Origin of the sequence: Wolbachia endosymbiont of Aedes aegypti (assembly GCF_021496215.1) — a bacterium.
Classification (GTDB): Bacteria; Pseudomonadota; Alphaproteobacteria; order Rickettsiales; family Anaplasmataceae; genus Wolbachia; species Wolbachia pipientis.
Genome location: NZ_CP090902.1, coordinates 493,917 through 520,053, shown reverse-complemented (window position 1 = coordinate 520,053; position 26,137 = coordinate 493,917). Strand labels below are relative to the sequence as shown.

Genomic DNA, 26,137 nt, shown 5'->3' with positions numbered 1-26,137 from the left:
TATTCTTTTTATCATTCTTTCGATTTTACCTTTTTAATTGGTTTAGCTGCTACTTTTTGAGTTTCTTTGCTTAAAACCTCAGATATAGCGGACTTTAGAACTTTTATCTCAACTTTTGGTGCTATTTCTATTATAAATTGTGCATTTGCCTCATCAACTTTATTAACTTCACCTATTATTCCACCAGAAGTAATGACTGTATCACCACGTTTTATTTGATCTATCATCTTTCTATGTTCTTTTAGTTTTTTTTGTTGCGGGCGAATAATGAGAAAATAAAATACCACAAATATTAAAATCAGTGGAATAAAACTAGCAAAAGATGCGCCGATACTTGATGTATTGCTAGTTGCATCTGCTGCAAAAACTTCAGAAATGAGCATATTTAATCCTAATTGTTAATGATAAAAACAAACCTATTTAAGTATTAATTACAATACCATGCCATGTCAAGTTTGGTGAAGGCGTTTCTCAATACCGGCAATAATACTGCGAATTCTAAGTTATGCTAAAACTAATATGGCGGGAGTGATGAGACTTGAACTCACGACCTCATGCGTGACAGGCATGCGCTCTAACCAACTGAGCTACACCCCCCTAATTTCTTTTTAGCATTTTCGGGCTTCAACTTTAAAGCTAATAAACATGTTGCCCTTTGTCAATATTTTTTGTTTGCGCTTTGCTGTCTTTTCTATTACTATGTAAATAATTTAATTTCACACATGGCTTGTACAAGTAGTCCCATTAGGGTTATGCCATGGAAGATAAACTATTTGGAGGAATGATATATGACAAATTTGCCTAAAGTCACTGTGCGTGATTTAGCTGAATCTGGTGTACATTTTGGTCACAAAATTAGTCGCTGGAACGCAAAAATGGCTCCATACATATATGGAGTGCATCAAGAAAATCGTATACATATAATTGATTTGCGAAAAACACTACCATTGCTACAGGTGGCCATGAAGGCTTTATATGACGTTGCATTTCAAGGTGGTCGCATTCTATTTGTTGGTACAAAGTTTCAAGCTTTTGATATTATTGCAAGTGAAGCGATTCGTTGTGGTCAATATTATGTGAATCATCGTTGGCTTGGTGGTATGCTTACTAATTGGGGCACTGTTTCTTCTTCGATAAAAACCTTGATGCAATATGAGAAAATATTAAATGACGAGGATAGCATTTTAACAAAGAAAGAATTGGGAAACATTGAAAAGAAAAAGCAAAAGCTTGATAAGGCGCTTGGCGGTATTAGAGAAATGGGAGCAATTCCTGATATCTTATTCATCATTGATACTAATAAAGAGCATATAGCGGTTAAGGAGGCTAAGAAGTTAGGAATTCCAATAGTTGCAATACTTGATACTAATTCTGATCCAGATGGTATTACTTATCTAATACCTGGAAATGATGACTCAAGAAAATCAATAGAGCTCTATTGTAAATTAGCTACCGACTCTATATTAGCTGGAATAGAGTCTAGTCTAGCAAAATCTGGAGTTAAGATTGATGATATAAGGGGTGATGAGTTTATTCAAGAAAAAGAAGATGGTATTGTGCAAACTAAAAGGAGACGTAGTAAAGTTTACAAAGAAGAAGAAAGGGAGGTAGTAACAAATGAAGATGAATCCAGATGATATAAGAGAATTACGTGATAGAACAGGGCTTGGCTTAAGTGACTGTAAAAAAGCATTAGAAGAATGTGATGGTGACATTAAGAAAGCCGTTGATAAGTTACGTACAATAGGTCTTGCTAAAGCTGACAAAAAATCTGATAGAGTAGCTTCAGATGGGCTCGTTGCTATGTGTTTGACTGAAAATTGTGGTGTATTGATTGAACTCAATTGCGAAACCGATTTTGTCGCAAGGAATGAGAAATTTATAGAGTTAGTTTTAAATTTAGCATCAATTGCTCATCAAGAACGCTGTACTAGCGTTGATGAGTTAAAAAATGCCAAGTATGAAAGCATTGGCACAGTGCAGGAAGCTATTATGAATGGTACGTCAGTTCTTGGTGAGAAGCTAGAGTTAAGTAAGCTTTGTTACTTAGAAGCTAAGGATGGAGTTATTGCTGGCTACGTACATGGTGATGTGTGTGGCTTAGGTAAGATTGGTGCTTTAATTGCATTGCAATCATCTGGTGATAAGGCGAAGCTACAAGAGATTGGGAAACAAATAGCTATGCATGTAGTTGCTATGAAGCCTGAAGCTTTGTCTATAGATGATTTAGATCAAATGAAGTTGAACAACGAACGTTCTATAATTGAAGAGCAAGTGAGGAGCTTAAATAAACCTGAAGAAGTAGCAAAAAAAATAGTAGATGGACGAATGGCTAAGTACTATGAAGAAGTTGTTTTACTGGAGCAAAAATTTATAAAGGATGATAAGATGAAGATTTCTGATTTTATAAAATCAAGCGAGTTGAGTGCTGTTAAACTCTCTAATTACGAGTTACTTGTTTTGGGTGATGCAGATTAAATAGCAAAAAATGTTTATTTCAACAAATGAAAAAAGCGAAATAAAATATTCCAGGGTGTTATTTAAAATCTCTGGTGAGGCTTTGATGGGATCAAAGCAATTTGGTCACGATATGGAGGCTATAGGTGAGTTATCTAAAGGCATAGTTGAAGTTTGTAATCTTGGAGTTCAGGTATGTATTGTTGTTGGTGGTGGTAATATCTTTCGTGGCACATCTGCGTCTTTAAGTGGTTGTGAAAGAGCAAGCAGTGATTATATTGGAATGCTTGCAACTATAATCAATGCTTTAATTTTACAAAACTTTTTAGAAAAAAATTTAGTAGCTTCTAGGGTATTATCTGCAATACCCATGGCCACTGTATGCGAACCTTACATCAGAAGGAAAGCTATTCGTCATTTAGAAAAAGGTAGAGTGGTAATTTTTGCAGCAGGCACAGGCAACCCATTTTTTACTACAGATACAGCTGCAGCCTTACGTGCTGTTGAAATGAATTGTGATGTTATTCTAAAGGGTACGCAAGTAAATGGTGTATACTCCGCTGATCCGAAAAAAAATGAGGATGCTGTAATGTATGATAGGCTTTCTTACACGGATTTATTGACTCGTGATTTAAAAGTTATGGATGCATCAGCAATTTCACTTGCTCGTGAGAATTCTATTCCAATTATAGTTTTTTCTTTGAAGGGAGAAAAAATAGTCAATATTATTAAGGGTCAAGGTACTTATACTATAGTTTCAGATTGTAAACAGTAGGTAATTTATGTTAAATGAAATAAAAGCTAAAACAAAAGAAAGAATGCTAAAAACTATTCAGTCCTTTCATGATGATATTAAAGGCGTACGCACTGGTAGAGCTAGTGCATCTTTGCTTGATGGTATAGTTGTAAACATCTATGGTGGGCATCAAAAGTTAAATCAAGTTGCAGGCGTTTCGGTTATAGATAACAAAACCCTATCAATTAAAGTTTGGGACATTAGTGTTGTAGGTGAAGTGAAAAACGCTATATTAAATGCTAACCTGAATTTAAATCCTGTTGTCGAGGGTAGCACCATACGTATAGCTCTTCCGGACTTGACACAAGAAACCCGTGAAAAATTAGTGAAATTATTGCATCAGTTTGCTGAAAATGCACGGATTGCCATTAGAAATATACGTAGAGATATTATGGAAGAAACAGAAAAAATGAAGGAAAATAAAGAAATCTCAGAAGATGATTTTCATGGTGCTAAGAAGGAAATACAAAATATTACTGATGATAATATAAAAAAGATTGATGGTGAATTGTCCATCAAAGAAAAGGATATACTGAATCACTAAATGATATGGAGAAAGCTTACATAGCAAATGATGTCATTCCAGTGTTTGACACTGGAATCCAGTCTTTACTATACAACTATCTGATGCACTTGTTTGAAATCAAATTTCCTGGATCCCAGTGTCGGAGCACTGGGATGACACCAATTTTGCATTCAAGTATCAACTATTGGTGTCACTACAGTAACTCTCTTCCTGTCATGCAAGTAGCTGACACCTTCCAGGTGTCCATTGAAATCCAAAAAATTTCACTCAAGTCAAAATTAGGTTAAATTTAAATGTTGAATCAAGAATCTTTACCGAAACATTTAGCAATTATTATGGATGGTAATGGTAGATGGGCGAACAATCAAGGAAGGGTAAAAATTGATGGTTATAAAAAGGGCAGTGAAGTTGCATACGATATTGCCAAGTATTGTACGGACTTAACTATACCCTACTTAACTTTGTATGCATTCTCTATGGAGAATTGGCTTAGACCTAAAAACGAAACTGACTGTCTATTTGATTTATTTTACTCCGTTTTAACTAATGAAGATAAAGTCAATTTCATTTACAATTGTAACATTAAGTTGAATTTTATTGGCAATTTAAGTCTGTTACCCAGTAAAATATTGGATCAAATTAAAAAAGCAGAAGAAATGACACATAAGAACGATGGTTTATTACTCACTGTGGCAGTCAGTTACGGAGCAAAGCAAGAAATTACACAAGCTATAAGCAATATTATAAAAGAAAATATTGCTTATGTATCAGAAGAGGAATTTGAAAAATTTCTGTATACTAAAGATTTGCCAAAATTGGATTTATTAATTCGCACTGGCGGCGAAAAAAGGTTAAGCAACTTTTTATTATGGCAAGCAGCTTATGCTGAATTGTATTTTTGTGATACTTTATGGCCTGATTTTTCTTGTCAAGATTTGAGTAAAGCATTAGAAGATTATACAAAAAGAGAGAAAAAATATGGTAGATAATAATTTTATAATTAGAATGTTGTCCTCAATAGTAATATTATTCATATTTTCCTTTGCTACATATTTCAGTGATTTATCGTTTTACCTATTGATTTTTTCGATAGCAGTTTTATCTTCTTTTGAATGGTATAATCTAACCCAGGGAAACAAAATTTTATACGTTTTTGCATTATTATTGATTGCACTACCAAGCGCCTCATTAATATATTTATATAATCTACCACAGGGAAAATACGCATTAGTATGGTTCGTCTTAACCATTTGGGGAATTGACGTTACTGCCTACCTGTTTGGCAAGAATTTTGGTGGAGCTAAAATTTGCCCAATTATTAGCCCTGGAAAAACTTGGGCAGGACTTCTTGGTGCGATTTTAGCTGGAGTAGTGTGCACAATTTTTGGATCAATATTTTTTGGTCTATTTTCAATTTTTTATTCTCCAATCATTGGCCTTGCAATTGCTATTCTAGCGCAACTTGGCGATTTCACTGAGTCGCTTGTTAAAAGAGCTTACGGTGTTAAAGATAGTGGAAATATGATACCTGGCCATGGGGGAGTGCTCGACCGTATGGACAGTTTCATTTTTACTGCCCCTCTTATTGCTATTTACATAAGCTAAGTCTGCAGAAGTGCCATTAGAGCTCATCCCTAGTCAGCTCCCCAACCGCTTCTACAGTGCAGTCATGGACAAACGTCTTTTCACAATAAGGGCAGGCTATTTCCTCTTCTTCTCCCATATCTAAAGATATTAATGGATGGCCGGAACCCTCATCATTCTCATCACCATGACAACAAACTTTTCTATTATTAACCCTCACTTTTGACATGCTGCTCCTTTAGCTTATAACATTTTATATATTGAATATACCCATTCAGAAATAAAAAACAACAAGCACTATTCTCCATTTTTTATCCTATTCAGGTTAATCAATTCGTTTTGAACACCTTTTGATACAAATTTGCTAACATCTTCTCCTAATCTTGCTATTTCCTTTACAAAGCTTGATGAGATAAATTGAGTATCTTCAGAAGCAGGAAGAAATATGGTTTCGATTTCAGGAAGAAGTTTATAATTTACCCAGCTCATTTGAAACTCGTAATCAAAATCCGATACTGCTCTTAATCCCCTAATAATAACAGAAGCATTCTGCTCTTTGGCAAACTTCACTAGCAACCCATTAAAAGATATAACATCTGCATCAATTCCTAGCCCTTTGATTTCATTTTCAGCCATGCTTGTGCGTAGCTTTGTGTCAAAGGCAGTATGCTTATTAACGTTTTCTGCAACTCCTATTATTAATTTATCGACTAGTTTACACGCTCTTTTGATTATGTCAAGATGCCCAAAAGTTATAGGGTCAAATGTGCCAGGGTAGATTCCTATTTTGTCATTAATGTTCATCCTTTATTTTTATAAACTACTTTAAAAACTTTTGATAGACATAATAACATTTTTTATCTAAAAATAAAAGTATACAGTTGGCCTGATAGCTCAGTTGGTAGAGCAAAGGACTGAAAATCCTTGTGTCGCTGGTTCGATTCCTGCTCAGGCCACCTTCTCTTTCTTGGCAAACTTGCCTTTTTGTTATAAAATACTCTATATCGTAATATAAATATTAGGGAGGCAAGTCATAGTATATAAATATTATAATAAACTATTTAATATCTTATTAATTATAGTTCTATTATTAAGCAATATTACTTATGCTGGCGTTAGTGAAAAACCGGCATCTCAACATGTAACCAGAAAAGAAGAACCAGCGTCAACTGTCTTGACGGCAGAAAATACAGTAAATAATGACATAGTTGTTGGTTTGTTGAAAACGGAAGAAGCACATGAGCTTGGGCTATCTCAAAATATCTACGAGATGTTTAATAACTTTGGAGTTAAAACCGTACTTATTGACTACAATAAAATAATTAACTTAAAAGAAATCCAAGAAAAGTCGCTTATCTTTGCAAAACAAGATGAAACATTGGCAAAGAAGCTAACATTAGACCGAATAAAAGTTGAAGTTGCAAAGTTTGTTAAAGAGCACAAAATAAATAGAATATTTATTCCGGATAATTTACACTCAGCACCCACTCCTTGTCGCCAGCTTGTTACTGAAGCAATTGTAAAAATAGTGGATGATAACCCTGCAATTCATTTACTTGGCATATGTGAAGGCATAATGAATGCAAAGGGAATTGAAGTAGTGAGTGTTGTGAGTGATGAAGAGAAACGAAGATCTCATTTAAAATCAGCACCTAATCCACAGAAAGAGGATCTACCTCTCCAGCAGATAAAGATCGTTCCAAATAGTCGTTTAGCAGAAGTAGTAGCCAAATTCCTAATACCTAATGAAAATGGCTGGTTTTCAACATATTTTCCAGATGCTCATTCAGGAGCAGTAAGTAATACACCAGAAAATAGAAGAAAATTGGAGTCACTTGGATATAAAGTTGCAGCATTTTCCAGTGAGGGGGTAATAGAGGCTATTGAAGATAAGCATGGTAATGTTCACTTTCAAAGTCATCCAGAAGCCCTTGTTGTGAAGTCAGATAAAAACCTCTATTTATCAAATCACAAGGAACGTCAAGTGTCTACACTAGTTGCTATAGCGATTATGAATGATTTTCTTTATCGTGCTTAATGGCTATAGCTTTAGGCTTACCGACGATTTGATAAACGATAGATTTGTCATGTATCCGTTCAGGCAATGGCGTCAACTTAAGGAAAAATATCAGCGATAGTGTATAAAATTTCTCTCCAAATTTTTTATCATTAAATTATCCAAAGAGTGCAAGGGACAGCACTTTTGTTTCTATTTTATTGCAACAAAAAAGTTTAAAATGTGTCTTTTTTAGGTGAGGCATGCAAAAAGGAAAAGATCTTATCTTACAAATTAAAAATGCAATATACTCGAAAACTTTTCAGAAAATCCATTGTGTTGAGTTTTACACGAACAAGAAAACTTCCTTTTTCGACAGTATTTTCTATGATTTTAAAGTTAGTTAAAAAAAGTTTGGGAATAGAATGTGAACTTATGGAGCCATTGACATGTACCCTCAAAGCAAGCTTTTTCTAAAGCAAGGTATAAGATTTGCCATACAGGCTTTCAAGAATTTAAGCATCCAAACAGCCTATCAGGATGAACCTGAGTTGGAGAGGCTATAGACTTATTGCAGCAGATGGTTCTGGTATGAGATTACCCAGCTCTGGGGAAATTGTATCCGAGTTTGAACCAAATGGAAACTGACCTTACCCAGAAAAAGTGGAGAGAAAGTTTGGAATGTTTTTCACAAAGAGAATGATGAATCAAAATGCTCAGGAATGCAATAGTTAATAGTGACGTTGTTTGTTATAAAAAATTTCTATGTATTCAAATATTGCAGTTCTAGTTTGTTGAGCAGAGTGTTGTGAAGTATCAATAAGTATTTCTCTTTTCAATGAGCTAAAGAAGCTTTCCACAACAGAATTGTCGTAACAACAACCTTTATGACTCATCTATGTTTTTTATGGATAAGAGATATTGATAACCTTGCGAAGTATATTGTGAACCTTGATCACTATGTAATAGTAGATTTTTGGCAGGTTTACGCTTGTTAACGGCCATTAATAAAGAGTCCATAACCAATTGTTTATTTATTGAACTGCTCATTAACTACCATGCGTGAATATAGATCGATTATTGTTGCCAAATATAGCCATCCTTCTTTGGTTTTTATATAAGTAATCCCATACTTTATTTGGTTGATCGACAATAAAGTTTTGGTCTAATATATTGGGAGCTACTGTCCGTTTGTTGTTTCTTAATTTTAAATTTTCTTCTCAATATAGCCTGAATACCATTTTTCTGCATAATACTTTGCACTGTTTTTAAGTTGCAACTTTTACCCAAAGCCTTTAATTCAGCATGAATTTTAGGAGCTCCATATCTACATTTAGAAGCTTGATATATTTTTTGAATATCTGCTAATAACTCTTTATTTGCTGATTCTCTACTGCTTATTTTCCTTGTAGTCCACTTATAGTAGCCACTAGCAGAAAACCCTACATAATTCCTGCACTTTATAGTGTTTACTATGCTCTTTTATGAAAAAATATTTTACTCTTTTTGACTGGCCAGGGCTTTTTTTAAAATGTTTCTTTCTCTTGTTACTTTTGCTAACTCTTTCTGTAAATCAAATCTCTCTTTGTCATAAGGTGCTACATCTGGAAATGCATTTGCCGCTGACTTTTTTTCGTTATATTTCTTCATCCATTTTCCTAATACACTATCCCTTATTCCTAGATCTCTTGCTACTTTTGCAACTGGTTGACCTACCTTTCTTTGTTCATTTGCCAGCTTAACAGCTTCCAATTTGAATTCTGCCGTGTATTCTCTTGCCATTTCTAATCCTCCAAAATTTTATTTTACCCGAAAAAACTCCTTTCTTTCTCTCCACTTTTTCTGGGTAAGGTCAGTATGGGAAAAGGTGAAAGATGTACTAAAAAACCCAGAGATGATAAAAAAGGAATACCAACGTAGAGTATTAGAAAATAAAAATGATGAATCATCAGAGAAAAAGTTTGCAAGAAGAGAAAATCAAATAAGAGAAGGTATCGAAAAATTAATGGAAGATTATTATAGTCAAGAAAATGCAGGAGAGAAAGGATATATAAGCGAGGAAGAATTTAAACAGACAATGAGAAAAATGAAAGAACGCTTACAAGGGATAGAAGAAGAGAAAAAAAAGGTAGTTGATCAGAAGGCAGTAGAAAAAGGAATAAGTCTTATTATAAATAGCATAAAGAATTTTTATTCTAGTGTAAAATCGAACCTGGAACAGCTAGATTGGCAAACTAAGCGCGGCATTATTAAAGCATTAATAGGACAAATTAACATTGGTTGTGATCAGGTAGAAGTAGGATTTCAGATCGAAGAACCAGCACAGGATGGGGGAATTCTTAATTTGTATCATTGTACTACACATCATAATAAGGGGGTTGGCAAAATGTGTGCGCCAAGAAGTGCGTAAGGAACAGTTGGTGAAAATCCAACACGGGTAAAGCTTAGCCGGCAACCTGGAACAAACCATTATGCTGCGTAAGGTAACGAGCGTAGTAAAGCTAATGGAATGGACAACATAGGGTGCAACGAAAGTGAAGGTATTGAGTCCCGTAATTCACGCGTCATGGGGGCTGACACTTTACATTTGGTGGAAGGCAACATGGGTAATAACGCTAAGGCAAGATATTACTCACCTCATCGGGATCGAAGGCCGCGTCATATGTTGAGATGGACCTTACGTGAACTTGGGAGATCCTTTGTATTCCTGTAAGGGTACTCTGGAACAAGTCAATAAAGGCGAGGACTGGAGGAAGATGCAAAGGAAGTCGGACTAACTGATAGTACTCGGAGTGTGGGAAAGCCACATACAAGGGGAAGCGGTTAGCAATATAGTGACTGGTATAGGGATTGCTATACCAATACAACAGAGATTAGAGGAGTATGCAAGGAAAACTAAACCAGATAGCAGTAAGGGCTAAGCAAGATAAGCGAGTAAAATTTACATCATTAGTTCATTTGATTAATGAAGAGAATCTTGCAGAGTGTTATAAGGAACTAAAACGCAACAAGGCTTGTGGTATAGATCGTGTGACAGTGGAAGCTTATGGAGAAAATCTAGAAGAGAAACTTAAAACACTAGTGGATAGTATGAAGAGAAAACAATATCACCGCTACCAGTGAAAAGGGTATACATACCCAAAGCCGGGAGCAAAGAGAAGCGCGGTCTCGGAATACCATCAACGGAAGATAAGTTGGTACAGGTAATGCTAAAGAAGATATTAGAAAATATTTATGAAGCAAACTTTATGGACAGCTCGTATGGATTTCGACCAGGAAGAAATTGTCATCAGGCGATAAACGCTCTAGATAAAGCAGTTATGCACAAACCAATTAACTATATTGTAGAAGTGGATATCAAGAAGTTCTTTGATAATGTTCAACATAAATGGCTAATGAATTGTCTAAGGGAACGAATAGCTGACCCAAATTTATTGTGGTTAATAAAACGATTTCTAAAGGCAGGAATAGTCGAAGTTGGATGTTATAAAGCAACCGATCAAGGCACACCACAAGGTGGTATAGTAAGCCCTGTCTTAGCTAATATATACTTACACTATGTGCTGGACTTATGGTTTGAAAAGAAATTTAAGCCAAAAGCCAGAGGATATTTACAGCTAATAAGGTTTTGCGACGATTTTGTAGTTGGCTGCGAGAGGGAAGAAGACGCAAAAGAATTTCTAGAATTACTGAAACAAAGACTAAGTAAATTTGGGTTGGAAATAGCTGAAAATAAAACAAAAATAGTAAAGTTTGGTAAGAAAGAATGGTATCAAGCAGAAAGAGAGAAACGTAGGACGGCTAGCTTCAACTTTCTAGGATTTACACATTATTGTGGAAAAAGTCGTAAGAGGTTGTCCGGAAACAAGTAAAAGGCTATAATATCTGAAATTTTAGTACGGGGTAAAGATGAGAAAAAAGTATCCAACAGATCTAAGCGAAAGGGAATGGTCAAGAATAGAAAAACACTTCAGAGTATCATACAAGAAAGGAGGAAGGCCGCCAAAGTATAGCAAAAGAGAAATATTAGAAGCAATTTTCTATGTATTGCGTACAGGGTGTCAATGGCGGTATTTACCAAATGATTTTCCGCTATGGAAGACTGTGTATGAGCAGTTCAGGCAATGGAAGAAGCAGGGAATTTTTGAGAAAATGAATTATGAAATTACAAAATATAGTAGAAGAAAAATAGGAAGGAATGAGCAGCCGAGTGCCTGTATAGTAGATAGTCAATCTGTAAAGACTACAGAAAAGGGGGGATCAAAGGCTATGATGGAAGTAAAAAAGTAAAGGGTAGAAAAAGGCATATAATTACAGACACTCAGGGTTTTATACTAGGTTGTTACGTAGGCGCTGCTAACGAAAATGATAGAGATGGTATTAAAATAGCATTAAACAATATGAGAACAAAATATACTAAAGTTAAAAAAATGTGGGCTGACATGGGATACCAAGGAAGAAATTTAAAGAATCACATAAAGGAAGAATATGACATAGATATTGAAATTGTTAAAAGGCCTCCATGTAGATTTTGGGTGCACAAAGATACGCCACCTGAGCTACTACCAACAAGAGAACAAGGGTTTAAAGTACAGCCAAGAAGATGGGTTGTAGAAAGGACTTTTGCTTGGGTTAATAGGAATAGAAGGCTATCGAAGGAGTATGATTTACTCACAACATCCACTGAGAATTTCATATACCTAGCTATGAGTAGGGTTATGTTAAAGAGGGAATATGCTTGAATTTACTAGTTTCCGGACAACCTCTAATGGTAAACTTATGATGAAGCAGAAAACTTCAAAAATAAGCCTAGCCAGAAAGATTAAAGAAATCAAAGAATGGTTGAAGATGGTACGAAGTCGTATCTGTCTCAAAGATTGGTGGCAGAAACTTAAAGCCAAACTAACAGGACACTATAGCTACTTCGGAGTTAGCGGAAATTATCGGTGTTTGATTCAATTCTATCGACCGGTAACAAAGTTAGCATTTAAGTGGATAAACCGACGTAGTCAAAAGAAAAGTATGGATTGGGAACAATTTATACACTATTTAAAAGTAAATCCATTACCAAAACCAAAGGTATATGTTTCTTTATACACAGGAGCACTAGTGTGAACGCTGTATTGTGGAGCCGTGTGCGGGAAATCCGCAAGCACGGTTCTTTTGGGGAGACTATGGTTATGAGACCAAATCGCTGGTTTCAAGGTCATGAGTCTCTACCAGACCTTTTGATAATAATCTTTCTAATTTATCTGAGTTTGAAGGGAGAATAAATGAAAATGTTTCTCTCCATAGTATTTCCAAAAGTAGCAATTTTAGGAATAGTAACAATGTAAGAAAAGAAATTGAAGTTGTTGAAAGAGACCTTGATGGTAGGTTTACAGAAATAAGAGATGAGTTCAAAGATTTAAGAGACACCGGTGAGCTGGTAGAAGTTTCAACGTATGTAAAGAGCCAACGCTTTAAACGTTCTACTAACGAGTCACTCTCAGAGATGGAGACTGTGCCTGAGAATCAAGAGGAAATCATTATCGGGCTTGAAAATAAAGTGAGGGAGTTAAAAAAGGAGATTGAGGAGATAAAGAATTCTTCTTCTGCTTCTGATGAAAGTTACAAAGAACAAATCTCCTCGCTTGAAGGGCAACTGATTGTTTTACAACGATCTTTTAATGATATGAAAAGACAGTCCAGTCAAACACTATCAGAAAAAGCTAATGAGATAAAAAGGTTGAGTGCAATTGTGAAAAACCTTCGTAAACAAGGTGAAGACTTGAACAAAAAAATTCAAGAAAATGAGCGAAAGTACCTATATGTTGAATGTACTAAGGATATAGAAGCAAGGAAGTTTAAAGATGCAGAAGAAAAGCTAAAGCAGATTAACAATGAAACTGAAACTTCTAATGTGGTAAAGCAGGTATACAGTGGCCGGATAAATAACTTTCCTTTGTTGCTTGAGTTTGGCAAGAGTATCGGGGATGCCAAGTTAAAATTTTGGGTTTACGAATCTCTAAGTGTCGAAATGGAAAATACTCAACCTATAGATTTGCCTAAAACGGCTGAGTTAGCTAAAGCTTTGCGGATAGGTTGTATTGATCGAACAAACGTTCCGAATGATATAAGGGGAAAAGCACGTGGTATTTTTGAAAAGTTGAGAAGTTTAGTTGTTGGTGCTAATGACTTATGCCATGCAACGACTATGCACCATGCTGCTGAGATGGGTGACTTAGATGTGGTGAGGTTACTTATAGATGGGCGTGCTTATGTTGATTATCAAGATCAGCAACTTAAAACACCTCTGTACTATGCTGCTGAGATGGGCAACTTAGATGTGGTGAGATTACTTATAGATAAGGGCGCTGATGTTAATCATCAAGACGAATACCTTCAAACACCTTTGTACCTTGCTGCTGAGGAGGGCAAGCTAGATGTGGTGAGATTACTTATAGATAAGGGCGCTGATGTTAATCATCAAGACGAATACCTTCAAACACCTCTTCATTATGCTGCTGAGATGGGTAAATTAGATGTGGTGAGATTACTTATAGATAGTGGTGCTTATGTTGATAGTAAAGGCAAATACTTTGAAACACCTCTGCAACTTGCTGCTAAGGTGGGCAAACTAGATGTGGTGAGATTACTTATAGATAAGGGCGCTGATGTTAATCATCGGGACCAGCAATCAAGAACAGCTCTGGAATATGCTACTAGTAATAGCAGGTTCGATGTAGTGAAATTTCTTAAAGAAAAACAAGGTTTACGTAGTAGGCGTGATGTAAAAGAGTTAGGAAATGTAAGTAACTCCACTCTGGGGTCGCTACAAGAAAGCGTTAAGCCTTCTTCCTACGTTAGCGATATTGTTTTAGAGAAAACAAAGGAAAGTAATTCTTCTTTCGTTTTGAAGTAATTACTTATTTCCGTAGATTTTTCAGGAGGTTTTCTATGCCAAATTTTTATAAGTTAAGCTTTGCCAAGCAAGTACTTCCTTTTGATGAAGGGGTACAACTCTATCAAGATAATTCTCGAAGTGGTGACCCTTTACAATTGTATGCTCTTCATAAGGAAGGACTGAATGGCTATCGGTATGACAACAATACTTGGAAAGAGACACTCTCCATGAGAGGTCTTCATGCTCAACAAATCTATTTTGCTGACGTGTTAGGAAATGGAGAACTGATGTTGATTGCAAAAACCAAAGAAGGAATTAGTTTTTACCAGCATAAGAATAACGAGTTTAGTCTCTTAAATAGAACTGAGAATTTTAGGAACAATGGTTTTGGTAGCGTTCGTGACTGGAATGAACCTGGCAGTATTATAAAGTTTGGCCATTTTTACCGTAATCAAGGCTTGGTTGGAATATTAACTTATCGAAGAAACTATGGCACAAAGCTCTTTGTGGTTGTGAAGGATTTGCTTCAGAAACAGCAATATCCAATTCATACACCTAAGTATGATTATACTATTCCTGGTAATTTTTCTCAAGCCAAGTTTGCCTTATCTGATTTAAAACAAAATGGCCAGGAAAATATTATTGTTCATGGTAATAATGGTTTTAATATATATTCATTCAATCAAACTCACCGACTAGAACATCTGATACAAGTACCAAGTAGTGCCAAGTCTGATGATTCTGAGGAGGAGTTATTCTTTCCTAATTTAACCGGCCAGTCTTATCGTGATATTGTTGTATTAAATTCCAGCGGACTATTTGTCTATCAACATAATAGTAGCATCAATAATTATGGACTGATTGATTATCAGCCTTCATTCTCAAAGTTAAAGGGCTGGGAACAAGAATATATAAATTCCATTCAATTTGAAGACATAGATTTAGATGGCAGAGAGGACATGCTCTTTACTGGCCCGAGTGGAATAAACTTACTTTCATTTAATAATCGTACTAATCAATGGCAGTCCTTGTTGGATAATTCTGAGCTTACTATTTCTCAGCGTCATAGTCGTGTAATGAAAGTTTTGCCTGCTAGCCCTCCAACTACAAAACATCCGATAGTGTTTACAAAGTATAAGAATCAATTGCACTTAGCAAATATTGTAGAAATTGAAGATTCACTATCATTAGAAGAGGAACTTGAGATAGATAATGCTTCATCTAAGGTAACAACATCAAAGGTAGTGCCACAAGTATCTAAGGTTCATCTTGAAGAAGAAAAGCCTCATCTTTTACTTAGGGATCAATTAGATGACTCTTCGATTATCGATGCGGTTAATAAAAATACAGGAAAGCTAAATTTTAAACTGCCATTAATTGATTTATCAAACCTTTCATCTGATCTCAAGTTAGATGTGTTTTATGATGGCAATAGTCAAATATTCGGTAATTTGGGTCTTGGTTGGTCCTTACCACAAAATTTTATAATGGTGGATCACCAAGCAAGTATTTTTCCTGAAGATAAAAAGTATTATGTTATTCTGCAAGATTTGCCACAGCAATTAGTATTTGATTCTAAAAATTCAACTGATAACGTTTATTCCTTTAAATTATCGAATGAACAATCTGATGTACAGGTGCGTTATTATAGAGACAAAGAAAGATGGGAAATAGATAGCAAGGGTGTTAAGCAGAGTTACGGTAGTGCTCAAAATGGAGCTGTTGGTTGGGGATTGAAATGGAAAAATTGGCGAGGTGTAGGTAGTAGCTCCACAGGACAAGAGCAATTTGCCAATGTCTGGTATTTAGCTCAAATAGAGGATGAAAATAATAATGTTCTGCATTGTACGTATGACGCAATTAACGTTGAAGTAGCAAGTGGTAAAAACTTTACCAGGGAAATTTACTTAAAGACCATTAGTGATGATCAGGGCAATAATATTACCTTCAATTACTCTGATAAAGACAAAAGTGAGTATGATTTACCTCCTATAGTAGATAAGCAAGGCAATATCAATACACAAATGGTGCAAACTCGTTATCTTAGTGGCTATAAGGTTAGTACTACAAACTATCAACAAGATATCAGTTTCGTTTATGAAGTAAAAGACAGAAAGCGTTTATTATCTAAAATTAAGCAAGAAGGTGATTCCACTAATCAGCCGATTCTACAATTTTCTTACAGTAAATCACATATGTTGGAGAAAGTTATTTTACCAACTGGTGCAAGTGTTCAATTTGACTACCAATTGCTGGAAAAAGACTTCTCAATTTCAGTTAATGAGAGGATTGCGCAAAAGTATGATGTAGGGAAAGACTACAGAGTAGATTATGTTGATGATTACGTACTTGTGAGTTATATGGATGGACAAGAGAAAGTAGTCCTCAGAATGTTTAATCAAGAGATGACAGAGGAGTTGTACTCTTCTCTAGCACGGAAAGATTCATCAAAATTACCGCTGTTAGGAAGGGGTGGAGCAAAATCTTATGGGGTTGTTCTTACAGGTGGTTTTCTTGCTGTTGTTTTATCTTATAGTACTGATCAAGAGTTACATTTACTACGTCAAGAAAAAGGTAAATGGTTATCCAAATCTTACACTTTTAGTGAAAAAACAACAATCAATCCTGGCAAGGGTTTTATGGTTGTAGTAGATCGTGACTCTGCTATAGAAGTGATTAGCTGGAATAAAGATTCAAAAGAGTGGAGAAAGGATAAACCTTTTGCTGAGTCAGAAGTACCACTATTGCTCAAAGTGTTTGGTAGAGGGTTTATCTTTTATGATAACGATCTTTTGTCAATAGGATATAAGGATTATGAAGACCGGTGGCGGTATAATACAATTGAAGCAATACCCGGAGTGATTAATGATATAGAGGAAACATTAGATAAATTTGATTTAGATAGCAAGCGGCGTGATGATTTTTTCGCATTCTTCAAAAGTAATGCATTGCAAGTTAGTAATAATTTGTTGTTTCTAAATAGATGGAAAACGGAGGGAATGAAGCTTTATTCTGTAATAGACTTATTTGTTCTGGATAGTAGTTACAAATTAGCTAAACGCGAACAAAAAAAGATTCTACAAGATGATTTAAATCAAATTTCAGATTGGTTGGAAAATGGTAGTGGAAGTTCTTTCAAACTTGCTTATCAAATTGTTAACGATAAATTGAAGGTTGTTGCTAAGGATGTTCGTGGTAGTATTGTTGATGAAATACATAAGCAAACTGATAATTCTAATCGAAGAAATGATCAAAAAGATGAAGTTCTCAAGGATGTCACTAAATCTCTAGAAGATCGTGCAAAAAAGCCTTTTCTGCTAAATCCTTATAAGTATCTTGCATTTCTAAATTCACAAGTGGTGATATGTAACAACACCAAGCTCACTTTTACTGGTGATAATTGGAAGGAAGGTACGGTATCTGAAGAAGAGCTGAAACAGGAGAAATTTTCTGTTCCACTTGATGAAAAGTTTGTTTTGAAAAAGGAAGATCTAAATTCTTCCATCAAGCTGTATAATAAGAAGTCAAATGATAAAGAGGAGCTGGTTAAAGAGCTAGGAGTCAATCAATTCAATCAGACTGTGATAAGATATCCGATTTACTTGGCTTATCAGCCAAGGGATCAACGGGTAAGCGTGATTAAGTTTGCAAATGATGGCAATATTAGTAGAACTGATGAATTGTCTTGGTCAGAGAAATTAAGTCCATTCAGTAATTATCAAACATTAGTAACGAGTGAAAATAGTGGTAAGACTTTGGTCTTTCGCAAACAGGCTGGACATTTATTTCCTGATCCTGTTATTACACAAGTTACAGTGAGTTTTGATGATGGTAATAAGCGTATTACTGGATATGAATATAGTAAAGCAAAAGCGTTAGGTAATATTATATATTATGAAAATGTTTCTGTAGTTCCAGGCAATGATAAGGAATCTTTTGGTTGGATAGAAGAAACCAGAGATTTTGGCAACCAATCTAGAACAGAAAAAAGAATTTTTAACTCACAAAAAGAGTTGATAAAAATTGTAAATTTTGAAAATAAGCAAGCTAATGCCACCACAGTAGATAAGGAGAATTTATACTTAAACACTACCTTATTGGATAAAACAGGAAGACTAGAAATAGCACAGTTTTTTCCTTACGAAATAGCAGATGAAGAAGTTGGTTACTATGGCTTTGAAGGTTATGAGGTAAATAGAATTGGTGAAAAAAACTCCACATTTGAAAAGAAATGGGTATTTGATGAGAAGGATATAATAAGAGAAGGTTTTTCATTTACTGGAAGGAACTATTTGAGCTTATCAGGAAAGTCCTTGGTAGGGAAGTTTCAGCCAAATGATCAAAGTCAGGAATACATAGCATCATGCTGGGTAAGGCCACACAGCGAAATGTTTAAACTTGGTGATATTGTTCCTTATCTAAAAGCAGTTGTTTCAACTGAAAACAAAAATGAGACGGTTTTACCACTTGGTGAAGTTAAGTTACAGGTTGGTAATTGGTTCTATTTAGAGGTAATTGTAGATTTATTTTATGCGAAAGAGGTTTTGAAAAATGTAAATGAAGTACAGACAAATAAAACTCTAGTAGAAGAAGAGAATGTTAAATTAACAACATCTATTATTGTAGCTCCTAGTACAAACACTACTGTTGATGTAGATCATGTTCGTTTCTCTCCACTCAAGAGTAGTTTTAAAGCTAATGTATATACCAAACAGGTGACAGAAGTGATAAGTGCTAGCGGATTGGTTGAGAGACAGATTTATGATAAATATCAAAAGCAAGTAGGAAGCATCAGTGGATATGGTGAGCTTAAAGAGCTTAGTACTTATACTAAATCCTCAAGTATCGGTAAAATAACAGAGCTAAAGAGTAGTGTTATAATTCAGCCTGAAAATGGTTTTTATGAGGATTTTGCTTCTGACTCATTTGACGAGCGTTGGAAAATAGATAGTGCTGATGCTTGGCAAATTTCTCCTGGAAGGTTGCAACATTTAACTAGTGGTACACATACCTTGCAGTTAAATTCAAGTGATATAGATCGTGCTTCATATGGAATGAGGTTTTATTTCTCACTACAGTCAGATGGTAGTGTGATCAATTTTAATAATAATCTAAAAGTAATCCGCACAGGAAGTAAAGCGGAAATTGCATTCTCGGGGAGAGGTCAATCTATACCACTTGATGGTGAACTACTAATAGTTGCTGAGGGTAAGCGGATATTCGTATGGGTAGATGGAGGTCTATATTTTGATGGTTTTTTGAATGCTTCTCTGTTCAATTTAGAAATTAGCGGTAAAGCAAGAATAAGTGATGTGATTGTCTTTAGTAAGCCAAGCGTTGAGGTAACTTATTTTAATGAACTGAATGAAAAGGTACAGGAAATTGTATTAGAAAGTGAAAATGCTGCAATAGTGAAGGAATATCTGTATGATGAGCTTGGTAGAGAAGCTATTATTACACAACCAGTGTGTATAGAGAGAACTAATGTTTTAGCTTACTATTCTGATTTTGTTACGAATGGTAATCCTTATAAAGCAAATTCGGTGTGGAAAACTGGCAAATTGGAGGGTGATGCTGCAAGAATTGTAGGAGAATATGGTTACAGTCAGGTTAAATATTGCGATAATCCACTGAATGAGGAGTGTGTAGTAGGTTTACCTGGCAAAGAGTTTTCTATTTCAGGTCCTTATGCCAAACGTTTTTCTTCTTCATTAGATAATTTGTTTATCAGCAATCTCTTTCCTGCCAGCAAAAATTATAGTTACCGTGTAGAGCATAAACCTGGAAACGTGAAAGATGTTTCTGTTTTTGACAGCAAGGATAACAGAGTAGCTTGGTATATCTCCACTCCAAAAAGTAAAAGTTTATTAAGCACTTATGAATATGGTGAGAATGGCAAGCTAGTAAAGAGTTTACCGCCTATTTATCATGAGAAGGTGGGTACTTTTTACAAAATGAATTCACAGCTTAATTCTACGTCTAGAGAGGAAAAGACTTTGCAAGATTCTTTAGGCGTAAATATAAGTTATGACCAAAGGGGAAAAATCATTAATAAAACAACGCCAGATTCAGGGAAAGTAGAGAATTTATACGATAAGGATGGATTGCTAAGATTTGTTTTACACTATTCTAATAATGAGAAGATTGATAATACTGTATATTTTGATTATGACGAACTAGGAAGACTGCGAAGTACGGGTGAAGTAATTTCTTCAACGCCTAAGGAAGAGCTGCTGAGTTTAGAGCTTTCTGGTAATAATACAAGAGCATATCAGGAATTTTACTATAGCGATGCTGAACATCAACCTGTTCTGCGTGGAAAGATAGCAAGAGCTATTACGTTTAATAGTGGAGAACCTCTTATTGAAGAATCAGTATTAAATATAGATAAAGAAACTATAAGCAAACGTATCGTTATTCCAACTAAAGATAGTGAAAAGCCTGTATTGATTGCAGTAAATAAGAGATATGGAGCAGGGAAATTAAGGGAGGTAGAATATCCAATTGATATTCAGGATAGACCTTTGAGGATTAACTATCAGTATGACAAGCTTGGTAGGATTGAAGGTATTGGTGTAAGGGGAAAAGAAGACCTGTTTGCAAGTTTTACCTATAATGCTTATGGGCAGATCAGTAGTGAGGTGCACTTACCAGATTTAGAAAAGAACTTTACGCGTCAATATAGTTATAATTCTGCAGGCTTTTTAATTGAACTAAAAGATAAATTTTTAACGGAGAAGGTTTATTATACCAATGGAAGTTATGGTGGTTATGGATATGGTGATGGGACTATTACACGCACTGAATTTCAAGCAGACTGGCATGAAAATTGTGATGATAGTAAACTTGGATTGAATGAGAAGTCCTTTGTAAGTGAATATGTCACTTCTGAAAAATCAGCACTTTGTTTTCGCGAGCTAAAGAAAGGAGGTTATCTGAATGACAATGGGCATCAAGCAAAAGTTTCTTCTACCATGAGGGGCGAGCTCCCAATTATTTGCAGGTATGGTTCGACTGGTCGTCACATTCAAAACACCTTGGGAAGAGAAGGATTTCCTAGAGAATATGGACATAGCTATGATTATGGTAATTATCAAGAGTTAACTAAGGCCAAGTATTTTGTAGGTAAGGAAGTGCCTATGCCGCTGCAGCGTGATAGTTTTGCTAGAGAAATTCCTAGAATGAATGAAACGGCCTCACGTGATATTTGGGAGAGATTGAAAGAGTCTTGTTATCTAGTTGAAGACAATGAAAAGGTTGATGTATCTTTAGGTCATGGTAAAAGGGGAAAATCTTTTATTAAAGGCACACTGCTTGATGATCTTAAAAGTGTTAATGCTGATTATGAACGGTATAAATTACCTTTAGAAGAGGTATTGATTGAGTATTTTGCTCAAAAGCGGGATTTATCATCATTGAAGGTAAGTTTGCGAGATGCATTTGTAAGGTGGGGTAGTATTGAGGAAGCAAATGCAAATAAGATTGTGAAAATGTTAGAAGAGAAGGGATACTTAAAGAATCCTTTTGCAAAAGAATTTAATGAGGTACTGGAGCGGTATCAGCCATATGTTTACGAAATAGTTAGTGTGTTGTCGGAACATTTTGCTAATCCTCTTGGTGAAGCGGAGTTTGATGTTGAGTCTTATAGTATAGATGCAAACGGTAATCATGGGCATTTTTACACTGGATTTGATCGTTATGAGATTGACTATCGTAATAATACCAACCAAGTTAGCAATGTGAAGTTTCAATCTTTTGCTTTATCTAAAATGGAACAAAATTTTTTAGTGAAACATGATAGTCGAGGAAATGTAATTCAGGCTCTTCACAAAGGCATTGAGCAGATTGATTATCATCCAGTATCAAATCGTGCTACTAAAATAAAATTAATAGACAGTAGAGCATTAGAATTTTACTATGATGCACGTGGTGAACGTGTACTAAAGAGAGTATATGACAAAGCAGGGGAAACAATAAAAGAAATACACTATATAAGAGATGAGTTTGGTCGAGCATTAGTAGAAAGGGAAGTTACTTATATTGCTGGAGGTTTGAGACCAGACGTATCAGTAACAGCATACATTTATGGTCCTAGAGGGTTGTTTGGGTTTATTAGGAATAATGAGTTTTATAGTGTAATAACTGACCATGAAGGCTCAATAAGGTTAGTGGTAAAGGGTGATGAAGTTGTAGCAGCGTATGATTACCTACCATATGATAATTTAATGCGTAAGTACGAAAGTGATCCTGAAGGTCAAATTTCATATCGTTATACAGGTCAAGAATGGGATGAAGAAATAGGTTTATATAACTACCATGCAAGATTTTATGATCCAAATATTGGAAGGTTTTATCAGATTGATCCGAAGGAGCAGTACTTTAGTCCATACAAATATGCTGGTAACTCACCGGTATCAATGGTTGATCCAGATGGAGAGCTTGCCTTTTTGGTTCTTCTACCATTTATAATAGCTGGGGCTATGGCAGGAGGTTATTTAGGTGGAGCTGCAGCAAATAATAGATGGGATCCTACAGTATGGGATTTTAAAAGTAAAGAGACTTGGCTTGGTTTATGGATCACCTGAAACGTGGAATGCAGGGTTTCATGGGTTTGCATTAGGTTCTAGCATACCAGCTGGAATCCATGGTGCTAGAATAGCTTACGGAAAGTTAAGTTCTAGTTTGAGTAGAGGTGCTTTTATTGGTGGTAGTACAGTTACTGGTGGGGGATTATTTGCTATGAATGGACATGCTGCTAATTGGGACTGGTCAAAGCCTGGAATGTACTATGGATTGTTGGATGCAGTTACTGGTGCTTCTGATCTGCCAATGCTTGCATATAGCGGTAATAAGTTTTTGAGAAAAGGTTTTACAAAAGTAAAAGCAGGATTACATAATCGCAAGTATGGTCGATTGCCTTCTCATAGCGATCATTATATCGACTTTCCTGAAGACGGTCCTCTTTGGAAGACTATCAAAAGAAAAACAGGCTTTTTTCCTATTGCTGATTCTCTTCATCTTAGTGAACTGAAATATTTTATGAAAGCAGTTGGAATAGTTGGGTTACCGATTGCATTTGCGGGGTTAAGTCATGATCTAGATATGGGTGATCCCAACTCCTATAGGGAAGTATTTGGTACAGCAATGACAATCAATCAGATTTTCTCTACTGGTAAGTATGCTTATAGACAACACAAGTTGGGTAGAGTATTGAAGGATAATGATGCAAAAAGACAGTTTTCTAAGGAAATAGCAGAGAGTGCTGTTTCACAGTATAAAGATGAGTTGCGTAATAGATTACATATAGATAGATTAATTGAATCAGAATTGGAGAGTCTACCGGGAAGCAGTAGTGCTGATGGTAATAAGATTCTTGTTCAGAAAACTGTAAAGGATGTTGTTATGGACTATAGCTATAAATTGAAAGAGGTAGCAGAAACACGTAGAGATGAGCGTATTCTAACTGAGAGAATTGTGGATGATACTATTAACTTGTATGAGAGAGGATCTATTGATGTACCAGGACCCAGTAGTGCTAATGTAGCAGGATCAAGTATTTATAACGATATTAAGGTTCGCACTGAGCAAATTGTAAGCCATGTCATTGAGTTTTATAGAGATAAATTGACCAAATTACCAGAAGTTGGTGATGTTAGTAATGTTAATATATCCAACAGAGCAGTTTCAATAGGAATAACTGATACACATATAGTAGCTGGATTTTCAGGAAACCAAGATACTGGACTTATTGCATTGTATACTCATAAAGACTTCAAGGGTCATAAATTGGTTGATTATTTTTTTCAGAAAGATAATTCAAAGATTGCTGGCAAAGGAATCGTTGTAGCTGATAGTCCTGAACTTAATGAAGTTATGGCTCGTCATATGTACGAGAACCAAGAAAATATCAAAAAGAATAATTTAGAAGAATTATTTGAGAAAATTAATACAGAGAGTTTAGACAAGATGTTAGGTGATGAATTAAGCAGAAATGGCAAGGTGAATGAAAAAGTACTTGCTTTTTTACAGGAAAATCGAGAAAAAGGTGAGTGGATGAGTCCAGATTCTTTAAGAGCAAAAATAGTAGAAATTTACTTAAAATCCGACTCCAGTTTAAAGGATTTATTACTTAAGAAAGAACAAAAAGTAACTGAGGCATCAAAGTATAACGAAGAACTTAAATCCATTCCGGAAGAAGAAAAAAGTGTTACTAAATGGTGGGATGAATATCAAAATTTAATAGAACAAAAAAAGAGTCTAGAAAAAAATAATAAAAAAAAGATACCGAAGGAGGAAATTAAGATTTTAGAAGAGAAAATTCAAAACAAAGAACATGATGAGAATATTCATCAAGATAATAGGAAAAGATTGGAACTTCTAAAGTTAAACGAACAAATTATTGAACTGAAGAAGAAAGGTAAAGAAAAGGATAAGAGTAAAAAAGACGAATTGGAAAAGGAAATTAATGAATTAAAAAATAAAGCCGAAAAAAGTATGTCTGAAAGGCAAAAATTATCGAAGGAATTTGATGATTTAAACAAAGAAGTCAATAAACTGGAACAAGATATAGCAAAAAAAACAAAGGATTTAAAAAAAGAAGTTCAAGAGTTTTTAAAAGAGAGTAGTCTTTTGGAAGAAGTCGAAAAGCTTGATAAAAAATTGGCTCCTTGGGTTCACAATAACTGTGCTGAAGCTCACGTTATTACAGCACTTACTAGAGCTAAAGAAGTTTTCCCTGGTCACCAAGTTGAAGTACTAATAAAATATTTAGCCACTTACAAAGAACTAAATTCAGGAGAATCTTTAGTAGCTTTTGATAGGTGTTCTCATTGTGTACAATCGACAATGGTGATTGATTATGCTATTATAACAGAAGAGGAATGGGGCAACTGGCATAAAGAGAGAAAAAGTAAGGCTGATAACATGATAGCTATTTATGGAAAGGTTCCAAATTTCTCCATACACATGACTAACAGGTCAGTGAAGGAAGAAAATTCTAGTTCCATCAGAAAGAAAAGGTCGGTATTTCTTGAACTTGGTGAAGTAGAGACGATATCTAACTCTAAAATTAGAGCTGGTAGAGTAACTTCCATTTCAAATCAACTAAGTAGGGAAAGTGTTATTGATATAAACAAAAAAATTACAAATAGTGCTACTCGAACGTCTTCATGGATAAATGATTTATTTGGTTGGATAAGAAGCTCTGTGAGTGGGTTATTAGGTTCTGAGTTACCTGAAGTAGTATCAAGTACTAAAAGTCCAATCTCACAAGTTGATGCAAAAATGGATGTAAACGGTACGATAATGTTACTTGACTTATTAATTAGAAAGGTTACAGATCAAAAGTATATTTCTACAGCAGATCAGTCTATATCTCCACTAGAAGCACAGGGATATGCACTCAATATTACAAAGAGATTTGAGAAAGTAGTAGAACAAGCTGGATTAAAAAGTGGCATATCAATGCATCGATTAAATATTGATTTTGTGGAAATACAGAAAGAAGTTACAGGAAAAATCATGAGTGGTAAATTTGATGAGATCTCAGGAGTTTTAAGTTCGTATTTAGAGAAAGCATGTCCTAGTAGAGAAGCAGGATGTCCTGGTAAGTTAAGTTCGAAGAAGTTTGACAAGTTTATGGTAGAGTTTAATAGCAGGCTAAATGTTGTACTAAATCGATCAATACAACGGATATTACACAACGGAGATGGTAGATTAGAAGTTGATGATGCAAAGCAAATGAATTTAGAGCCTCAAAGTTATTTAAGTAATGCTTCCGTTCAAGGCCATTCAAAGGACAAAGTATCAACTTGTCTTTCTGAGATAGGAGTAACTAAGCTTGGAGGTAATCTCAATAGGTAGGTTATAATATAAGAGGTAATATGCCAAGTA

The 26,137-nt window shown here is 35.2% G+C and carries 20 protein-coding genes, 2 tRNA genes and 2 pseudogenes; 19 read left to right on the top strand and 5 right to left on the bottom strand.

Translation table 11 applies throughout. The features are described 5' to 3' along the window. Window positions 1-11: 11 nt before the first annotated feature. Both yajC and L0Z58_RS02625 read right to left on the bottom strand, forming a co-directional pair. Window positions 12-383: a preprotein translocase subunit YajC gene (gene yajC / locus L0Z58_RS02630; protein ID WP_010081840.1), complete on the bottom strand. Its 372-nt coding sequence runs from the start codon at window positions 381-383 to the stop codon at window positions 12-14. A gap of 137 nt (window positions 384-520) precedes the next feature. Then, a tRNA-Asp gene (locus tag L0Z58_RS02625) sits at window positions 521-597 on the bottom strand. A gap of 191 nt (window positions 598-788) precedes the next feature. Between L0Z58_RS02625 and rpsB the strand changes: the two genes are divergently transcribed. The 7 genes from rpsB to L0Z58_RS02590 are packed head-to-tail and all read left to right on the top strand — an operon-like array spanning window position 789 to window position 5,384. After that, window positions 789-1,637: a 30S ribosomal protein S2 gene (gene rpsB, locus L0Z58_RS02620; RefSeq protein WP_010962661.1), complete on the top strand. Its 849-nt coding sequence runs from the start codon at window positions 789-791 to the stop codon at window positions 1,635-1,637. Next, a complete protein-coding gene (tsf, locus tag L0Z58_RS02615; protein WP_010962660.1) occupies window positions 1,618-2,478 on the top strand; it encodes a translation elongation factor Ts in 861 nt (286 codons plus the stop codon). The genes rpsB and tsf overlap by 20 nt, the downstream gene beginning before the upstream one ends. 16 nt (window positions 2,479-2,494) lie before the next feature. After that, a complete protein-coding gene (gene pyrH / locus L0Z58_RS02610; protein ID WP_369800661.1) occupies window positions 2,495-3,232 on the top strand; it encodes a UMP kinase in 738 nt (245 codons plus the stop codon). A 7-nt stretch (window positions 3,233-3,239) separates the two neighbouring features. Then, on the top strand, window positions 3,240-3,797 hold the full coding sequence (gene frr, locus L0Z58_RS02605) for a ribosome recycling factor (RefSeq protein ID WP_010962658.1): 558 nt from the start codon (window positions 3,240-3,242) through the stop codon (window positions 3,795-3,797). Window positions 3,798-3,802: 5 nt separating this feature from the next. Beyond that, window positions 3,803-4,066, top strand: coding sequence for a hypothetical protein (locus L0Z58_RS06900; protein ID WP_010962657.1), 264 nt, complete (start codon window positions 3,803-3,805; stop codon window positions 4,064-4,066). A 6-nt stretch (window positions 4,067-4,072) separates the two neighbouring features. Next, on the top strand, window positions 4,073-4,768 hold the full coding sequence (gene uppS, locus L0Z58_RS02595; RefSeq protein WP_006279327.1) for a polyprenyl diphosphate synthase: 696 nt from the start codon (window positions 4,073-4,075) through the stop codon (window positions 4,766-4,768). Further along, window positions 4,758-5,384 (top strand): phosphatidate cytidylyltransferase, encoded by a 627-nt coding sequence (locus tag L0Z58_RS02590; RefSeq protein ID WP_010082212.1) that lies wholly within the window; start codon window positions 4,758-4,760, stop codon window positions 5,382-5,384. Before uppS ends, L0Z58_RS02590 begins: the two co-directional genes overlap by 11 nt. A 16-nt stretch (window positions 5,385-5,400) precedes the next feature. On the opposite strand, the gene L0Z58_RS02585 is transcribed toward L0Z58_RS02590, so the two are convergent. Then, entirely contained in the window at window positions 5,401-5,592 is a 192-nt protein-coding gene (locus L0Z58_RS02585) for a zinc-finger domain-containing protein (RefSeq protein ID WP_010962656.1), read from the bottom strand. Between the two features lie 68 nt (window positions 5,593-5,660). After that, the gene (coaD, locus tag L0Z58_RS02580; RefSeq protein WP_006279325.1) at window positions 5,661-6,167 is read right to left on the bottom strand and encodes a pantetheine-phosphate adenylyltransferase; all 507 of its coding nucleotides are present in this window, start codon (window positions 6,165-6,167) and stop codon (window positions 5,661-5,663) included. A gap of 79 nt (window positions 6,168-6,246) precedes the next feature. On the opposite strand from coaD, the gene L0Z58_RS02575 reads away from it, so the two are divergent. From L0Z58_RS02575 to L0Z58_RS02565, 3 genes and pseudogenes are all read left to right on the top strand, one after another. Continuing rightward, a tRNA-Phe gene (locus L0Z58_RS02575) sits at window positions 6,247-6,319 on the top strand. Window positions 6,320-6,537: 218 nt separating this feature from the next. Next, window positions 6,538-7,401 (top strand): gamma-glutamyl-gamma-aminobutyrate hydrolase family protein, encoded by an 864-nt coding sequence (locus L0Z58_RS02570; RefSeq protein WP_022626263.1) that lies wholly within the window; start codon window positions 6,538-6,540, stop codon window positions 7,399-7,401. 221 nt (window positions 7,402-7,622) lie between these two features. Next, window positions 7,623-8,001: pseudogene (locus L0Z58_RS02565) on the top strand (IS4-like element ISWosp8 family transposase); the annotation flags it as partial. A 46-nt stretch (window positions 8,002-8,047) separates the two neighbouring features. Here L0Z58_RS02565 and L0Z58_RS07035 read toward each other — a convergent pair. Further along, a pseudogene (locus L0Z58_RS07035) lies at window positions 8,048-9,141 on the bottom strand (IS3 family transposase). Window positions 9,142-9,226: 85 nt separating this feature from the next. Here L0Z58_RS07035 and L0Z58_RS02545 point away from each other — a divergent pair. From L0Z58_RS02545 to L0Z58_RS02510, 9 genes are all read left to right on the top strand, one after another. Continuing rightward, a complete protein-coding gene (locus tag L0Z58_RS02545; protein WP_010962652.1) occupies window positions 9,227-9,769 on the top strand; it encodes a hypothetical protein in 543 nt (180 codons plus the stop codon). A 382-nt stretch (window positions 9,770-10,151) separates the two neighbouring features. Next, window positions 10,152-10,280, top strand: a complete 129-nt coding sequence (locus L0Z58_RS06620; RefSeq protein WP_255324786.1) for a hypothetical protein — start codon at window positions 10,152-10,154, stop codon at window positions 10,278-10,280. Beyond that, window positions 10,243-10,482, top strand: coding sequence for a hypothetical protein (locus L0Z58_RS02540; protein ID WP_227738621.1), 240 nt, complete (start codon window positions 10,243-10,245; stop codon window positions 10,480-10,482). Before L0Z58_RS06620 ends, L0Z58_RS02540 begins: the two co-directional genes overlap by 38 nt. Continuing rightward, on the top strand, window positions 10,479-11,231 hold the full coding sequence (locus L0Z58_RS02535) for a reverse transcriptase domain-containing protein (protein ID WP_227738624.1): 753 nt from the start codon (window positions 10,479-10,481) through the stop codon (window positions 11,229-11,231). Before L0Z58_RS02540 ends, L0Z58_RS02535 begins: the two co-directional genes overlap by 4 nt. 37 nt (window positions 11,232-11,268) lie before the next feature. Beyond that, a protein-coding gene (locus L0Z58_RS02530; RefSeq protein WP_099606204.1) for an IS5-like element ISWpi1 family transposase occupies window positions 11,269-12,101 on the top strand; the annotation gives its coding sequence in 2 pieces (ribosomal slippage) (window positions 11,269-11,638 and window positions 11,638-12,101; 834 coding nt in all). Beyond that, window positions 12,094-12,474, top strand: a complete 381-nt coding sequence (locus L0Z58_RS02525) for a hypothetical protein (protein ID WP_010962651.1) — start codon at window positions 12,094-12,096, stop codon at window positions 12,472-12,474. Before L0Z58_RS02530 ends, L0Z58_RS02525 begins: the two co-directional genes overlap by 8 nt. 379 nt (window positions 12,475-12,853) lie before the next feature. Beyond that, entirely contained in the window at window positions 12,854-14,263 is a 1,410-nt protein-coding gene (locus tag L0Z58_RS02520; protein ID WP_010962650.1) for an ankyrin repeat domain-containing protein, read from the top strand. A 35-nt stretch (window positions 14,264-14,298) separates the two neighbouring features. Next, entirely contained in the window at window positions 14,299-22,830 is an 8,532-nt protein-coding gene (locus L0Z58_RS02515) for an RHS repeat domain-containing protein (protein WP_010962649.1), read from the top strand. Continuing rightward, window positions 22,745-26,107 (top strand): latrotoxin-related protein, encoded by a 3,363-nt coding sequence (locus L0Z58_RS02510; RefSeq protein ID WP_010962648.1) that lies wholly within the window; start codon window positions 22,745-22,747, stop codon window positions 26,105-26,107. Before L0Z58_RS02515 ends, L0Z58_RS02510 begins: the two co-directional genes overlap by 86 nt. The last annotated feature ends 30 nt before the right edge of the window (window positions 26,108-26,137 follow it).

What these genes read in the sequence shown, in the direction of transcription:
- yajC (WP_010081840.1), bottom strand. Translation starts at nt 383, where the DNA reads ATGCTCATTTCTGAAGTTTTTGCAGCAGATGCAACTAGCAATACATCA.
- rpsB (WP_010962661.1), top strand. Translation starts at nt 789, where the DNA reads ATGACAAATTTGCCTAAAGTCACTGTGCGTGATTTAGCTGAATCTGGT.
- tsf (WP_010962660.1), top strand. Translation starts at nt 1,618, where the DNA reads ATGAAGATGAATCCAGATGATATAAGAGAATTACGTGATAGAACAGGG.
- frr (WP_010962658.1), top strand. Translation starts at nt 3,240, where the DNA reads ATGTTAAATGAAATAAAAGCTAAAACAAAAGAAAGAATGCTAAAAACT.
- L0Z58_RS06900 (WP_010962657.1), top strand. Translation starts at nt 3,803, where the DNA reads ATGGAGAAAGCTTACATAGCAAATGATGTCATTCCAGTGTTTGACACT.
- uppS (WP_006279327.1), top strand. Translation starts at nt 4,073, where the DNA reads ATGTTGAATCAAGAATCTTTACCGAAACATTTAGCAATTATTATGGAT.
- L0Z58_RS02590 (WP_010082212.1), top strand. Translation starts at nt 4,758, where the DNA reads ATGGTAGATAATAATTTTATAATTAGAATGTTGTCCTCAATAGTAATA.
- L0Z58_RS02585 (WP_010962656.1), bottom strand. Translation starts at nt 5,592, where the DNA reads ATGTCAAAAGTGAGGGTTAATAATAGAAAAGTTTGTTGTCATGGTGAT.
- coaD (WP_006279325.1), bottom strand. Translation starts at nt 6,167, where the DNA reads ATGAACATTAATGACAAAATAGGAATCTACCCTGGCACATTTGACCCT.
- L0Z58_RS02540 (WP_227738621.1), top strand. Translation starts at nt 10,243, where the DNA reads ATGCAAGGAAAACTAAACCAGATAGCAGTAAGGGCTAAGCAAGATAAG.
- L0Z58_RS02525 (WP_010962651.1), top strand. Translation starts at nt 12,094, where the DNA reads ATGCTTGAATTTACTAGTTTCCGGACAACCTCTAATGGTAAACTTATG.
- L0Z58_RS02520 (WP_010962650.1), top strand. Translation starts at nt 12,854, where the DNA reads ATGGAGACTGTGCCTGAGAATCAAGAGGAAATCATTATCGGGCTTGAA.
- L0Z58_RS02515 (WP_010962649.1), top strand. Translation starts at nt 14,299, where the DNA reads ATGCCAAATTTTTATAAGTTAAGCTTTGCCAAGCAAGTACTTCCTTTT.